Annotated in this window: 13 protein-coding genes and 1 riboswitch; of the genes, 8 read left to right on the top strand and 5 right to left on the bottom strand. The window is 40.5% G+C overall.

The features are described from left to right. Positions 1 to 541: 541 nt before the first annotated feature. A riboswitch (molybdenum cofactor riboswitch) is annotated at positions 542 to 742 on the top strand. From moaA to FLL46_RS11655, 3 genes are all read left to right on the top strand, one after another. After that, a complete protein-coding gene (gene moaA / locus FLL46_RS11665; protein ID WP_142893702.1) occupies positions 733 to 1,716 on the top strand; it encodes a GTP 3',8-cyclase MoaA in 984 nt (327 codons plus the stop codon). Its footprint overlaps the riboswitch before it by 10 nt. Before the next feature lies 1 nt (position 1,717). After that, positions 1,718 to 2,983, top strand: a complete 1,266-nt coding sequence (locus FLL46_RS11660) for a molybdopterin molybdotransferase MoeA (protein ID WP_142893701.1) — start codon at positions 1,718 to 1,720, stop codon at positions 2,981 to 2,983. Positions 2,984 to 3,027: 44 nt separating this feature from the next. Then, positions 3,028 to 3,366 carry a DUF7009 family protein gene (locus FLL46_RS11655; RefSeq protein WP_142893700.1) on the top strand — a complete coding sequence of 113 codons (339 nt, stop codon included), beginning with the start codon at positions 3,028 to 3,030 and terminating at the stop codon, positions 3,364 to 3,366. A 38-nt stretch (positions 3,367 to 3,404) separates the two neighbouring features. Here FLL46_RS11655 and mobA read toward each other — a convergent pair whose 3' ends face one another. The 5 genes from mobA to FLL46_RS11630 all read right to left on the bottom strand — a co-directional run bounded on the left by mobA (position 3,405) and on the right by FLL46_RS11630 (position 9,822). Then, entirely contained in the window at positions 3,405 to 3,980 is a 576-nt protein-coding gene (gene mobA, locus FLL46_RS11650; RefSeq protein WP_142893699.1) for a molybdenum cofactor guanylyltransferase MobA, read from the bottom strand. Positions 3,981 to 4,152: 172 nt separating this feature from the next. Then, positions 4,153 to 4,881: a fumarate/nitrate reduction transcriptional regulator Fnr gene (gene fnr / locus FLL46_RS11645; protein WP_168204138.1), complete on the bottom strand. Its 729-nt coding sequence runs from the start codon at positions 4,879 to 4,881 to the stop codon at positions 4,153 to 4,155. 243 nt (positions 4,882 to 5,124) lie between these two features. Beyond that, positions 5,125 to 6,528 carry an oxygen-independent coproporphyrinogen III oxidase gene (gene hemN / locus FLL46_RS11640; RefSeq protein ID WP_142894181.1) on the bottom strand — a complete coding sequence of 468 codons (1,404 nt, stop codon included), beginning with the start codon at positions 6,526 to 6,528 and terminating at the stop codon, positions 5,125 to 5,127. Positions 6,529 to 6,723: 195 nt separating this feature from the next. After that, positions 6,724 to 7,494, bottom strand: coding sequence for a glucosaminidase domain-containing protein (locus FLL46_RS11635; protein WP_142893697.1), 771 nt, complete (start codon positions 7,492 to 7,494; stop codon positions 6,724 to 6,726). Positions 7,495 to 7,737: 243 nt separating this feature from the next. After that, entirely contained in the window at positions 7,738 to 9,822 is a 2,085-nt protein-coding gene (locus FLL46_RS11630; protein WP_142893696.1) for a sensor domain-containing diguanylate cyclase, read from the bottom strand. Positions 9,823 to 10,249: 427 nt separating this feature from the next. On the opposite strand from FLL46_RS11630, the gene FLL46_RS11625 reads away from it, so the two are divergent. The 5 genes from FLL46_RS11625 to FLL46_RS11605 all read left to right on the top strand — a co-directional run bounded on the left by FLL46_RS11625 (position 10,250) and on the right by FLL46_RS11605 (position 15,360). Then, complete coding sequence (locus tag FLL46_RS11625; RefSeq protein ID WP_168204136.1) at positions 10,250 to 10,888, top strand: TetR/AcrR family transcriptional regulator; 639 nt, start codon at positions 10,250 to 10,252, stop codon at positions 10,886 to 10,888. Positions 10,889 to 11,152: 264 nt separating this feature from the next. Continuing rightward, on the top strand, positions 11,153 to 11,863 hold the full coding sequence (gene pepE / locus FLL46_RS11620) for a dipeptidase PepE (protein WP_142893694.1): 711 nt from the start codon (positions 11,153 to 11,155) through the stop codon (positions 11,861 to 11,863). Between the two features lie 2 nt (positions 11,864 to 11,865). Then, positions 11,866 to 12,594 (top strand): carboxy-S-adenosyl-L-methionine synthase CmoA, encoded by a 729-nt coding sequence (gene cmoA, locus FLL46_RS11615; RefSeq protein WP_142893693.1) that lies wholly within the window; start codon positions 11,866 to 11,868, stop codon positions 12,592 to 12,594. Between the two features lie 18 nt (positions 12,595 to 12,612). Continuing rightward, positions 12,613 to 13,599, top strand: coding sequence for a tRNA 5-methoxyuridine(34)/uridine 5-oxyacetic acid(34) synthase CmoB (gene cmoB, locus FLL46_RS11610; RefSeq protein WP_142893692.1), 987 nt, complete (start codon positions 12,613 to 12,615; stop codon positions 13,597 to 13,599). Between the two features lie 450 nt (positions 13,600 to 14,049). Next, positions 14,050 to 15,360, top strand: coding sequence for an HD-GYP domain-containing protein (locus FLL46_RS11605; protein WP_142893691.1), 1,311 nt, complete (start codon positions 14,050 to 14,052; stop codon positions 15,358 to 15,360). The last annotated feature ends 157 nt before the right edge of the window (positions 15,361 to 15,517 follow it).

Here is a 15,517-nt window from a genome sequence, read left to right as displayed (position 1 = left end):
CTCCGTCAGAAAACTTGCACAGCGTTACAACTTTTGTGAAGGGTTTACCATTCACGGCAAGTTGTGTCTTGTTCAAGCTTTCTGACGAAGCTCTGATATCTACATTTTGAAGTAGCACGGATATAAACTAACGATAACGGTTATATTGAAACTTTTCGTAACCTGTCATTATGCAAGTTCAAATTCACCAAGCTTCATGCTCGAGTGATTGAGTTTTAAGACAAACGCCTTCAGAAGAGACAGGCACAGCTTCTTAACCACACTGGCACCACCAGGATGCAGGTGTAATTTACTCTGTTCACATAAACTGACCTTGATCCACATCAACATAGTTTTGTGCGAGTTTAATAAAATAGCCAATATCAAAATAATATACTGTATGCAGCTATACTTTTGATAATTGGCCTCGTTGTCGCCGCTATTAGCACCTTGAAACGACAAATATTGGACAGTTTATCGTTTGCTAATACCGTTTTGCCTTGATTCATTGTTTCGTTATTTTGATTACTGTAAGATGTTATACAGCCTCGTTGCATTGACGAAGCTGTCATGACTCCGAGCATTGTTGGACTAAGTCTGCTTATTCACCGGTTTAATCGATGGTGAAATAGATAAGGATTTAATAGACCAGGGTTTATTAAATAAGCTAGATAGGTTTACTTTGCCGCAGTTAAAACTGCCAGGGTTAGTTGAGAAATTGACTGACCTCCCGTGTTTGGAAAGGAGCTTAGTTTGAGTTATCAATTAATCGACCCGCAAGGTCGCCAGTTTCCGTATTTGCGCCTGTCGGTAACAGACGTCTGTAATTTTTCCTGCGACTACTGTCTGCCTGATGGCTATCAATGCGATTCAAAGAAACACTTTTTAACGCTACCAGAAATCAAAAATCTCGTCTCTGCATTCGCAGAATTGGGTACCTGGAAAATTAGATTGACTGGTGGCGAACCAAGCGTTCGCAAAGATTTCGATGAAATCATTAAGACCATTAAGGCAATTTCCGGCATTAAACAAATTGCCATGACAACCAATGGTTATAAATTAAAAGAAAGAATTCAGAACTGGGCGAGCGCAGGACTTACTCATTTAAATGTTAGTGTCGATAGCCTCGATCCCAAACTGTTCCATAGTTTGACTGGACACAATCGTCTCAAAGAAATATTAGCCGGTGTTGATATCGCATTAAATTCATCGATCAAACGGGTGAAGTTAAACGCTGTATTACTAAAAAATGTCAACTCCCACCAACTTGGTGAGTACACCAGTCTGCTCAAAAAATCGAAACTGAGTATGCGCTTTATCGAGTTGATGCAAACCGGCGATAACCATGATTATTTCAATCGATATCACGTCTCCGCCCAGGTCCTTAAAAACTATTTGTTTGCTAACGGCTGGACGGAGAAACTGAGAGAGCCAGGTGCCGGACCGGCGATTGAGTATGTTCACCCTGACTATCAGGGAACCTTTGGCGTCATTGCGCCCTACTCTAAAGATTTTTGTAATACCTGTAATCGACTGAGAGTTTCTTCAGTTGGTGACTTTCACTTGTGCTTATTTGGCGAGCACGGTTTTAGCGTTCGACACCTTTTGCAAAGCGAGTCACAGCGAGAGGAACTTAAACAAACACTTTGTCGGTTGCTCGAAAACAAACGCAAACAACATTTTCTTCACGATAATAATCCGGGTGGCACACCTCACCTTGCTTCCGTAGGCGGATAAGATGAACGATAATCAATCTAATCGATACACAGAAAATTACTTAATTGATTTTGCTCAAGCACAACAATTATTAATTGAGCACTCATCACCTGTTGATACCGAGATTGTCGATATCAACGATGCCTCAGGTAGAGTGCTTGCACAGTCGATTTCCTCACCGGTCTTTGTACCGCCATTTAATAATTCTGCGATGGATGGCTATGCAGTCAACAGTCAAGATCTTTGCGGCGCAGATCAAAGTAACCCTATTTCATTAGAGTTGATAGGGCTTACAGCTGCCGGGGATAATATTGAGAGTATTACTGACACAAAAGGCAAAGCCTGGAAAATTATGACAGGTGCGCCAGTACCCGAAGGATTCGATAGTATTATCCCCGTTGAAAATACGCAGTTAGAAGGCAATCAAGTCGTTTGTTTTTCCACACCAAAACTTGCTGCACATATTCGCAAACGCGGCGAAGATTTTTCCGAAGGCGAAGCGATTACATCGTGGGGAACAATTATCAACGCTAATACTGTGATGGCATTCGCCGCATTGGGAATTGCCAAAGTTAAAGTTTTCAAAAAAGTTAATGTGTCAGTATTTTCAACGGGAAAAGAACTCGTTGACGATCCGAACCAAAGTTTAAAACCGGGGCAAATTCGAAATTCTAACAAACCATTCATCTTTGAATGGTTTAAAGACTTGCCCGTTGAAGTGCATGACGCAGGTACGAACTTTGACGAAGTCGAAAAATTCGTCACCGATTTACAGCAGGAACTGAACAAAGGAACGGAAATTATAATTAGTAGCGGTGCGGTTTCTATGGGAGATTTTGACTTTATTCCGCAGACAATCAAAAAGCTCGGCGGCGAGATTATTTTTCATAAGTCCAAAATTCGCCCCGGTAAACCGATCCTGTTCGCAAAATTTCCAAACGGCAGTTATTATTTTGGCTTACCAGGCAACCCAATTTCTTCTGCAATAGGGCTAAGGTTTTTTGTTTCTAGCTTGCTTCGAAATATTCTTGGGTTACCACAAGAAAAACCGTTAACTGCGGTTGTACAAAACGGTATGAATAAAAAAGTTGGCTTTCGTGTCATTTTAAAGGCTGCAGTCAACATCAACTCAACTAAATTAGAAACAACTATTTTAGAAGGTCAAGAGTCATTTAAAATAAAGCCGCTCACCCAAGCCAATGGTTGGGCTGTCGCGCCTGAAAATAAAGAAACGATTGAAAAAGGTGACATCATCGACTTTTACCCGACGATGCTTTATTGGCAATAACCCTTTTAAACGAAAAACGATAGTCTTTCTTCGGAACAAGTGCGATGTATATCAGAATTCAAAACCAGACAATTAAATACCGAGTTTCTCGTGCGGAAGCACAGCAATTATTATCACATCAAAAACTACAAGATGAAGTCGCACTTTCACCCCACCAAAAAATGGGTTATGCAGTAGAAACGTGCGATAACGAAAGTTATTTTGACTATGTTAGCGACACCAACTTAATGGCGTTACATATCAATCGAGCCGACTTGAAAGACGAACTCGAAGACAGGCCCAGCAAACAAGGTATTCTCATCAGAGAATCGAACTCAGAAACTCTGTCTCCAGCGGTTTATCTGGAAATTGATTTGAAGAAAAGTAAGCGTAGCCAGCTTTGATGACCATCTTTGATGACCCGACTAATCAGGTCTGGTAGTTAATTGCTGTAGTCTGCAAGATAGTTGAAATTAGCGAAACATTTTTCGCTGATGCCGGGGTTGACCGGTTGCGCATCGATTATTTTTAGAAAGTCTCTAACTCTTCTCTCCCCACGACCTAAAAAGTGAACTAAATCCTGGCAAGTACTTTTCGAAATTAACAACGATAAAAAATGGGAGCGCTCCGAAGATTTGAGATAGTAAGCTGATTTTTTCTGGGCGATAGAGGCGCACAGTTGGTGGATTGTATCTTCTGGCATTAAAGGCATATCAACGGGGTGTACAAAAACCCATTCCGTTGAGCTTTGTTCAAGACCTTTCATTATTCCGGCTAACGGCCCCGGGAAATTTGCGACCGCGTCAATTAATACAGGAAAACCATAAGATAAATAATCACTAAGATTTCGATTTGCAGAAATCATTACCTGGTCGACTTGTCGGCACATCCAGTCAACTTGATAGGCAATCATTGGTTTATTTTTATAGTGCAACATTCCTTTGTCATTTTCGTCAACGCGACGTCCTTGCCCGCCGGCAAGTATTAATCCAGTAATTTCTTCAGCGCCTATCAGCATTAATAAAAACCATATGAAGTCAACAAAATATGACAGCAAAAAAGCACAATGACAACTATTGTGCTTTTAAACTTGAGCAGTAAATTAATAAAACGCAGATCTCGGTGTCAATTATTCTAACCGAGCATTATTTTAACCGAACATTACTTTAACCGAGCAATACGTATGTTTACTATATGTGACAGGCAGTCCCGGCCAGCTGACTTAAACCAACTTGATTGACGATTTGAATATATCGATCTTGAATGGCAATTAATTCTTGCTTTTGCAACCGGGTTACTAAACGACTAACGGTTTCAACGGCCAATCCCAAATAATTTCCGATATCACCACGAGTCATGGTTAATTGAAACTCTTTGTCTGATAGTCCCCGTCTTTTAAATCGAGCAGACAAATTCATAATAAATGCTGCAAATCGCTCATCCGCGTTCTTTTTGTTGAGCAGCATCATTAGCTCTTGCTCTTCGCGAATTTCACCGCTCATTACTTTAAAAATCTGTTTCTGCAACCCAGGAATATCTCTAGAAAGAGATTCGAGCTTATCGAATGGAATGGTACAAACCATCGACGTTTCTAGTGCTTTTGCAAAGCTTGGGTATTGCGTGCTGCTTATTGCATTTAAACCAACGATCTCACCTGGTAAGTGAAAGCCGGTAATCTGCTCAGTACCATCGGTGCTGATAGTATAAGTTTTCAGACTACCTGAACGAATCGCATGAATGGAATCAAATTGATCGCCGGCGTGAAATAAAAACTCATTTTTTTTGAGCACTTTTTTTCGTTGAACAATGTTATCCAAATGTTCAATTTCAGAATCGGCCAGCATGACAGGTAAGCATAAGCGTCTAATGCTACAAGTTTGGCACTTGATTTCACTACGTAAGGAGCTGTTACTAGACAATTTAATTCGATTCCCGTTTGTTTCAAACAGGTAAATTATACCCTATTTTCATTAAAACGGGAGCGTAAAGTGCGTGCATTTGAATAAAATGATCAATAACTTAGCTAAATCTCGACACAATCATTTATTGCAGAGAAATACCAACCAGAGGCTCACATCGTGCTGATGCGATCCTTGGTCAATCAACTGACATTCGTCGATATCCTTTATCGGTATCTCGACTTCTAATATTTATTAAATAATCTAAATCACCTTCGAATAACTTTGCAAAACCTGCAGTTCATTTAAGTACGCATCAAACATCATGCATATATTGCGAATTAATAGTCGACCTTTGTTGGTCACTTTAATTGACTCATCATTAATGACTAATAGTCCGTCGTTGATAAAAGGCCTGAGTAATTTCAACTCATTTTCGAAATACCGGTCAAACTCTAAATCAAAACTCTCTTCTATTGCTTGTTTAAACACTTCAAAGTGACAGATCAGTTCAAAAATAACCGTTTTACGAATTTTGTCGTCAACTGACATTCCAACCCCGCGCCAGCTGGGCAATTCATCTTTATCAAGTGCCATGTAGTAAGAATCTAAATCACGCACATTCTGATGATACTGGCCGCCTAATGAGCCAATTGACGAAACACCGACACCGATTAATTCATATTCTTCATGGGTGGTATACCCCTGGAAATTCCGATGCAAACAAGCATTTTGCTGCGCAATGGCCAACTCATCGTCAGGCTTAGCAAAATGGTCCATTCCGATATACAGATAACCTGCTTGCTGTAATGTGTTAATGGAGTATTCCAAAATGGCCAGCTTTTCAGTTGGAGACGGCAGATCATCGCGGTTAATTCGTCGTTGCGGTTTAAACCGGTGCGGCAAATGGGCATAGTTAAATAACGAAATTCTATCTGGTGAAATTTCAATAATCTTTTCGAGCGTCGGCTGAAATGTCTCCGTTGTTTGATGAGGTAATCCGTAAATAAGATCAATGTTAATCGACTTAAATCCCTGGTTGCGCGCCTCATCGACCATTTCCCGGGTCATTTCAAATGGCTGGGCGCGATTAATTGCCTGTTGTACTTTAGGGTCAAAATCTTGCACCCCAAAGCTCATCCGGTTAAAACCAAGTTCTGCAAGTGTTTTGATATCTTCTAATGCCAATGCTCTTGGGTCGACTTCAATGGATACTTCAGCCGATGGTCCAACGAGAGCTTTGGTGTCTGGCAGCTCAAAATTCTCCCGAATTGCCGCCATAACAGCGCTAATTTGCTGCATCGTCAAATAAGTCGGCGTTCCACCTCCCCAATGAACCTGTCGTAATGTCTTAGCCTTTGACTGCGCCGCAACTAGCTGAATTTCCTTAATTAAATACTCAACATAACGATCTGATTTACTACGATCTTTAGTAATCACCTTGTTACAGGCGCAGTAATAACAAATGTTCTGACAAAAAGGTATATGGATGTAAAGAGAAAGCGATTTATCTTCAGAAATATTATTAAGACAAACCAGATAGTCTTCTAGCTGATAGTCTTCAGAAAACTCCAACGCAGTTGGATAGGACGTATACCGTGGACCGGAAGTATTATACTTTTTGAGGATTTCCTCATCCCATTCTAATTTTACGGCATCCAAAGTCATCTCCAAAGCAGCCATTTAACTCGATATCATATTTCCGCCGGTATTAAAGTCTTCACTCATGCGGGAATGCTTATCTATTTTTAGCATCTTTGGTAAAGATACACCCTTGACAATCGGGCAAAATGATCTGGATCAAGCCTCGCTCAATCGCTTGGCAACCATAAGGTAAATTTTAACAGGATGAGCAACTGGTCATTACTCCAGTCGATTCTGCTTAATCATCGTGATTAGCTCTTCTACATATTCGGTGCCCCGCTCCGAATAACGCTCCAACGTGGGCGCGAGCCGAATTGCAGTCACTCTTTGACCCGATGATTTCAGCCGGTGGCGTAATTGGCGGAATTCTTGATAAGCCGCATGGGAGTTGAGGTTTTTCATATAGCTGGCCACAGATAGTTTTGGCGAATCAAATAACCTGACCTGGTGCTTGGCGCCCTTCTTTCGACCATTGGGTACCACACCACAGCCTGGCTTATAACACCATTGGCCGAATAGATTGTTAGCTTCTCGGGCAAAACGCGAAGTGCCCCAGGCCGATTCATTTGCAGCCTGAACAAGCACCAATGCATCAGGAACAGGTTCTATCCGCAATCGTAATTCATCAATAACCTGCTCAACGTCTGAAAACTCCAGATGGTAAACTTTAGCCAATTTTTTCAGCTTTCGCAGACTGGCGGTTTGATGGTGGGTAGCAGTCTGTAAATCCTCAGCAATTTTCTCTAAAAAAGCCTGATCATACTTTATCTTTCTGTTTTGTTGCTGAACTAGCGGCCTGATGTAGGCGAAAAAAGCCGCTTTTTTTTCTTTAATCGATGCATATTTCGCAAAGTCGGGCAAAGTTTCAGAAACCTTAACTGCCTTAGCGGGTTTTGGCGCTTGCCACTGATGCTTCCAGAGCATGAGCGACAGTAAAAGGAATGTAATAATGAGCGCCCAAAAAATACTTGAGTCTTTTAATTTTGTCATGGTGTTCGTCTTAACTGCTATTGGTATTAACGGCTAATCCTGAAAACTTCATGGACTCGCCCTGCTTAACACAGTCCAATCAATATGAAATCTGTGTGGAGCTACTACCTTTTTACTGCATGGAAAATTGATAAGTGGGCAAGAATACCACAACATTTTTCCGCCCGGTATCGGATTTAGTGATAATTGGTTTGAAAATATTGCAGACTAATATTAACGACTAACACCGAGATTATCGTAAGATTACTTGCTCGCTCTTAGTCTGTCATAGACAAAGACTCGGTTACGACCTTTCTCTTTTGCTCGGTACAAAGCTTTGTCTGCGCGGCGTAAAATCAACTCCTGCTGATCGACTGTCGGCGCTTTCATGCAGGTTAGTCCGACACTGATGGTAATTTTTTTTAACGGTGAATTTTCATGTGGTATCGACAAGTCTGATAATCTTTTACGCATATTGTCTGCGGCATTAAAAGCATTCTGACAATCTAACCCAGGTAAAATGACTGCAAACTCTTCGCCGCCGTATCGAGCGACAAAATCCCCTGCTCTCTTAAAGCTTTCTTCGAAATTTCTTGAAATTGTTTTCAAGCAGATATCACCGGCGATATGTCCATAGTGATCATTGTAATTTTTAAAATAATCAACATCACAAAACAAGACAGACAAACAACTTTTATCTCTTGTCGCTCGCCTGATTTCCGCTTCGAGAATACGGTCAAAATATCTTCGGTTGGCCAATTTAGTCAAACCATCAAGACAAGCCTGTTTACTTAGTCGGCCATGAGTTTCAATTAACTTAATATGTGTTAATCTGCGCAGTTCTTCATACTTTTTCCTTAACAACGCTCGATTAATCAAATCGGCCAGGTTATCAAGCCGGTCAATTTCACCTTGTTGCCAACACCTGCTCGGATATTGAAAATCAAAACCAATCCAGGCGAAAACCTCTTCCTGGTTGAGCATGGGTATCAAATAACTGGAATAGCTATTTACCTGGGCCAGGTGCTCTGACAGACCTAAACATAAATCAAGTTGAGTTTTTTCGACATTATCCATTGGAAATAGTATTTGTTTTTTTCCTTCAAGTAGCTGGTTGACCTCCAGCATTTTTAAAGAAAAATCGATCCGCTCAGAATAGGTTTTAAGTGACTGGCTGTTATTCTCAGTCCACTCGAAAATTAATTGAGCTCTATCACGCTTTTCGTTTATCTGGTAAAGCGTGACTCTCTGACAAGCAATTAGTTTGGCTCCGTCAACCAAAAGTCTTTCAACAACGCCTTGAAATTGATTGACTGGTAAAGTGATCAGCTTTCGTGAATAATCCCCGACAAGTTGTTGCCAATTATCGAGGTAAACTTGATCGGCTTTAGTACTCATACTCTGACTGATATCTTCAATATTCAGAATATATCGTGCCTTTTCTTCTAGCTCGACTTTTTTGATCAGGCAACGCACAGGGATCCCAACGCCATCCGCTTTTATGGCAACTAACTCAGTCACGGTATTACCTTGGATATCCCGTGGAAAATTAGTGCTACTATTTACCCTTGCTGTCAGCTCCGCAAAAAGCTTTTGCGGTAACAACTTTGTTAATGAATAACCGTTTAGTTCGTTCGGTAAATAACCGAGTAGTTTTTCACAACGGGTATTAACGCCTAGCATTTTTAGTTCTGGCGTCACGATCATTGCACAGCCAGGTATCGCATCAAGCCAATATAAACTTTCATTTTGCGGTTTTGTTTTTGTGGAAGCTCGTCTTTCAACAGGCATTTGGTTGAGAGAATCCAGCGACACTCTTCGACGGCTCAAAAAAACTTTACGTTGCCTGATTTTATTCAGGCTTTCGGTTAGTTGGCTACTAAATCGATGAGACTCGTTATCACGAATAAGACAATCATCAACTCCCGCGTTTAAAGCATCAACAGTTAAAGCTTTATCATTCTGATTTGCAGCAAAAATAATATTGACTGTTGGAAAAGCCGATTTTATTTCGCCAACCAACTCATTTATTTTTTTTTGAAAAAATGATTTTGTATTTTTTTTGGCAGCGTTAAGAACAAATGACTCTGTCAATACAACCGTGCACAACTGAATGCGTTTCAGTTTATTGAATAGTTCTTCGCGAGAATCCACACATTTGATTTGATAGCCTAAGGGCTTAAGAACTTTAATGATGGCATCATATGATTGCGCTTGCTTGTCAACAATTAAAACTGAGGTAATAGTTTCCTGAGCAGAATGATAATGTGCGCCGCTCTCGGAAGCTAAGTTATCTGCCTCCTTGAGTTGCTTTTTATCGCGCACCACATCCCCCTTTATCTCAGCCATTTACGCAAATGTTTCGGAGTATTTTTAGAATCTTAAAATGAAATTAAAATCTACATAGCAACTGAAAATCTACGCCCAATTATAGTGAAATGCAACAAAGAAAGTTATTCATTCGGTAAAGTTACGACAGCTTTCTATTAAATAACATTAATACTAAAACGCAGATGATTGATTTATATATTAAGTTAACCTTTTCTCGTTAAGAGATATTTGTTGAAATAATTATTGCATACAACAAACTAAAAATTTTTAAAACCGATCTATTTAAATATTGCGAATGCAATTATTTCGCCAGCAAAAATGTCGTTTGATAAAAGTGTGTCATATTTACACCTAGATCTATCGCCACTTTGTTCTATAATCGGCGTGAAGTGGAGGGGCTTTTGCCTATTTTAAATAATAATAACAAGTGGGGAGCTGTCGCATCGTGGCAACAACAAAACGTAAACCTGGAAGACCATCGCTTTCTGAAACTCAAAAGCAAGAAATAAGAAGTAATATCATTGAAATTGCTCGAGAATTGTTTGTGAATGAAGGCTATGAAAGTACCAGCATGCGCAAAATCGCAGCACAAGCTGGATTTGCACCAACTAAAATCTACTACTATTTCGAAAATAAAAAGGCCATTTTAAGACATTTCTGGGATGATATTTCCGAAGATCTATGGAACTTTTGCAAACCGTCAGAAGAAGTTTTGGCAAGAGCGCCTTTGGATATCATTCGATACTTGATGAACAGAAACGTCAGATACTGGCTTGAAAACCCGAAAAGTTATCAGCTGGGTATTGCAACTCAGGATCATAAAGTAGACAACTCAGAAAACTTTGACGTTTATGCATCGCACGGCACGCGTCAATATATTGATTTGATGCACCATTCAGTAGAAAGATGCATCAATGAAGGCGTTTTCAGAATCAACGATATGTTGATCGTTTCTCAAATTATCGGCCTTTCGGTTTATGGCATTTATGGTGCTTTTTATAGTTTGCCAACGGTCGATTGGCAAAACCGAGAAAAACTCATCGAAAACGCTATTGAAAATACGCTACTCGGCTTACAAAAATAACGCCGACTAAAAGCCTAGGATAAACGACGCAAGCTTTATCGAGCTTGACTGCCATTCACACAGCCAGTTAGACGATGACCGGCTGTGTATTTTTGTTGTGTGTTATTCAAGTCATGTGTTATTCAAGTCAATAAACCCTGAACCACTCAACCTTGCTTTTCCAACCTGATACAAACCAACAAACTAAAAGCCGTCAATCAGGCTTTGCCTGTACCTGGGTTTAGCAGTTAAAATAGCGCCACTCTAATTGACCAGGGCACTTTGATGAATTTACTACTTTTGAGTAGTTCGCGAGCTGGAAATACAGGTTATCTCGAACACGCTCTTCCGATGATTCAGCAACATCTAAATCAGTCGGACGTTAACAACAAGATTCTTTTTATACCCTACGCGGGCATTTCTGTTGGGTTTGATGAATATGAGCAACTCGTATCAAAAGCATTTGCACTGTCAGGGCTTGAGCTTTCTTCTATTCATCAACACGACGATGCCAAAACAGCAGTCCGCGAAGCCAATGCCATTGTTGTAGGCGGTGGGAATACTTTTTGCCTGTTGAATAGCTTATACGAAAACGACTTGATTTCACTCATTGGTGAAAAAGTTCGAGAAGGTACTCCCTACATCGGCTGGAGTGCCGGCTCTAACATTGCAGCACCGACGATCTGTACGACTAACGATATGCCAATTGTTGAGCCGCCAAGCTTTAAAGCCTTGTCACTGGTCACTTATCAAATCAACCCACATTACCTCGATGGGAACCCACCCGGTCACAATGGAGAGACTCGACAACAGAGGATCAGCGAATATCTGACGGTCAATCCAAACCAAAAAGTCATCGGTTTACCCGAAGGCACTGCGCTGGCCGTTTCAAGCAACGAGAGTATTTTGGTTGGCGATAAAGAAGGATTTATTTTTAGCCACGACGAAGGAAAACAACAGATTGCTATTAATTCTAATATAAATGATTTTTTATAACTATGAGTGATAAAACCGATAATCTTTTCGCTAAACCGAAAGCGGCTCTCCCGTTTAGTTTTGATGAAAGTGTCGCTGAAGTGTTTCCTGATATGATTAAACGCTCAGTACCAGGCTATACAGAAATTATTAATAATATTTCCAAATTTGCCGGTCGCTTTGTAACCTCAAATAGCAACTGCTACGATCTTGGATGTTCTCTGGGAGCAGCCAGCTTAGCCATGAGCGCTGGAATTGAAAAGACAGGCGCTAAAATCATTGCGGTTGATAATTCTTCTGCAATGTTAGAACGCTGTCGTCATCACATTGATGCTTTCAAACACAAAACACCGATTGAATTGCAGTTGGGTGACGTGCAAAAGATTTCGATTCAAAACGCTTCTATGGTCGCTCTGAACTTTACTTTACAATTTATTGCGAAAGAGGAAAGACTCAATCTGCTGGAAAACATCTATCAGGGGTTAAATTCTGGCGGTTTGCTTCTACTCTCGGAAAAAGTCAGCTTCAGCGATGATAATATCGACGATTTGCTCATTGAACTTCATCATCAATTTAAAAAAGAAAACGGCTACAGTGATTTAGAAATCAGCCAAAAACGCAATGCGCTGGAAAACGTATTATTGCCGGAAACTCTCGAACATCATATTAACCGTCTAAAGTCCGCCGGCTTCAGCAGTGTTAGTTGCTGGATGCAAAATTATAACTTTGTATCCATCATTGCCATCAAATAAGCGCATCAGTGACATCCAATGATTGACTTCCAACAACTGAAAAATGATTTACAACACACGCCAATAAGTCACCTGGGGGGCTTTTTGATTGATGCCGTCAGCAATAAATTCGCTAATTATACTCATGGCGAATTAGCACAGTGGCAACAATTATTGGATAGCCTTCCCGCGGTGGATGCTTCACACATAGATCTCAAAGATGGGGTGAATATCGGCTCAGCCGCCGATTTAAGTTCGCAACTCTCTGATAATCAAGTAACGCAGCTAATTGACCAGTTAAAAACTCTACATCCATGGCGTAAAGGCCCTTTTAACCTATTCGGCATAGATATCGACACGGAATGGCGTTCAGATTGGAAGTGGGACCGATTACTTCCTAGCATTAGCTCGCTAAAAAATCGTACCATTCTAGATGTCGGATGCGGCAACGGCTATCACTGCTGGCGAATGCTTGGCGAAGGAGCCAAATTGGTGCTAGGCATTGACCCGTCACAGAAGTTTCTGGCGCAGTTTTCAGTGATGAAAAAGTATTTGGGACAATCCCCTGTGCACCTGCTTCCCCTTGGTATCGAGGATATGCCGCAAGATATGGAAAATAAAGGATTTGATACCGTATTTTCGATGGGTGTTCTGTATCATCGGAAATCACCAATCAATCACTTAATGGAGCTGAAAAATCTGCTGGGTCGTAAAGGCGAGCTGGTGTTGGAAACGCTGGTGATTGATGGAGATGAAAACCAGGTATTGCTGCCAAAGGGGCGCTATGCCCAAATGAGAAACGTCTGGTTTATTCCTTCAGCACGTGCATTGGAATTATGGCTGGCAAAGTGTGGATTCAATAATATTAGAACCGTGGATATCAATCAGACAAGCCTTGAGGAACAACGATCAACAGAATGGATGCATTTTCACTCACTGGAAAATTACCTGGACCCGGAAAATATTAACAAAACCATCGAAGGTTACTCAGCGCCGAAAAGAGCTATAATCGTCGCCAATAAATAAAAATATACACAGATCATTGGTAAAAATAACCTGGCGAGATTTTTTAAACAAAATGGACCCGGTAACTATCATTTAACAGGTGATTTTTTTACCAATCAATAAAAGACCAAAGAATTGGAAAATACAGCGACAAAATCCAAAATATTTACTATTGACAACTAAAATAAATGTTATTACCTTATTGAAATATTTATAGTTTTTCGCATTTTCAATGAGAATAACTTGTTAAAATCAGGCTAGAATATCAGAGATTGTAAAATTCCCAATATGCAATAAATACATCTCAAGTAGAGAATAATCAATCATTATTAGTCTACTATTAAAATTAGTTCCCAATAATGTGAAGCGGTTCCGCCTATTCAAGGAAAGATTTGGCTATGATGTACTTTACCTAAAGGAATGTATTTGTTGTTCGGGACAAATCGACAGAGTTAGCAGAGGCCCCCGGTAATGCATCTAACAACCCAAGAAATTCCAGTACAAAATCTCGAGATAGGCATGTACGTCTCTCGTTTGGATGTACCATGGGTGCAGACACCTTTCCCAATCCAGGGATTTCATATTAGCAAGCAGGAAGAACTCGATCTGCTCGCCCACTATTGTAATAAAGTTTACGTTGATCGATTTTTAAGCAAAGTTGACGTTAAGTCACGGTTATTTTTAACCCCTAAAAATGTTGAAGATGCAGTTGATGAACTCGATGCAAAAACGGTTCGGTTGATCAATGAAAAAGCAAGGTTTAAACCTCGCATTGAAAACTATCTGATTACAACCAAGTTAAAAAAAGAAGTGAGAGCCGCTGCGCAGATGTATCAACAAGTGACAGCGCAAATGTCTGCACTGTATCGATGCATGATGCAAAATGGCTATGTCAATATCAATGAAGTTCGTTCAGCTTCTAACCAAATGGTAAAGAGTATCGTTAACAACCCCAATGCTCTCGCCTGGTTATGCCGCATCAGCGCTGACAATGAAGCACTTTATCAACAGGCGATCAGAAGCGCTATCTGGGGAATTATTTTCGCTCGTCACCTTGGACTATCTCGTCATGATTTAAGAGATATCGGTACCGCGTTACTGCTAGCGCCAATCGGTAAGTGTAAGCTTCCGAAAGAACTATTATACAGCCACGAATCTAGCGAAGAACTTCAGCAATACCAAGAACATATTAGCCTGACGATGGAAGAAACTGAAAAAATGTTCTCATCCAGTCACCAGGTAAATTATATCTTGTCGGCTTATTGCGAAAGAAATAACGGCACGGGTTATCCGCGTAAATTAGTTGGAAATCGTATTCCGTTTCTAGCACGAGTGGCCGGATTAGCGGATTATTACGAACAATTGATTAACCCCCAATCTTCCCGTGAAGCACTAACGCCAGTCGAAGCAATCTCACACCTATATTCATTACGCGGCAGTCTGTTTCAGGCAGAATTGATCGAACAATTTATACAGGCAATCGGTATTTATCCGACTGGAAGTTTGGTAAAACTGACGGATAATTCTATTGGTGTAGTGGTTGAGCAACCAGAAAAATCTCGCTTAAGACCAAGAGTTGCGCTGGTTAAAGACAATATGAATATGAATCTGGAAAAGCCTAAAGTCCTTAATCTGGCCAAAGATCCAACTGATGAGTACGGTATCCCAGTACAAATAGACAAAAGCCTACGGAGTACCAGCGTTGACATTAATGCTGAAGAACTTCACGAGAAGCTGTTTGGCAACGCAAACAGTTGGTTCTCATTTCTCAATATCCAGTAGATCAAAATAGTATCCAGTAGCCCCAAATTTAAGCGTGGTAAATCAGCCACGCTTTTCTTATCTTTTCAGCGCTTCTAAATCCGTTCTATTCTTACTAATACCCTATTTCTACCAATGCTCGTTTTTACTAATACAACTGTCCCTGATTAACGATTAT

Source organism: Aliikangiella coralliicola (assembly GCF_007004725.1).
Classification (GTDB): Bacteria; Pseudomonadota; Gammaproteobacteria; order Enterobacterales; family Kangiellaceae; genus Aliikangiella; species Aliikangiella coralliicola.
This window is presented reverse-complemented; position numbering and strand designations above follow the sequence as displayed.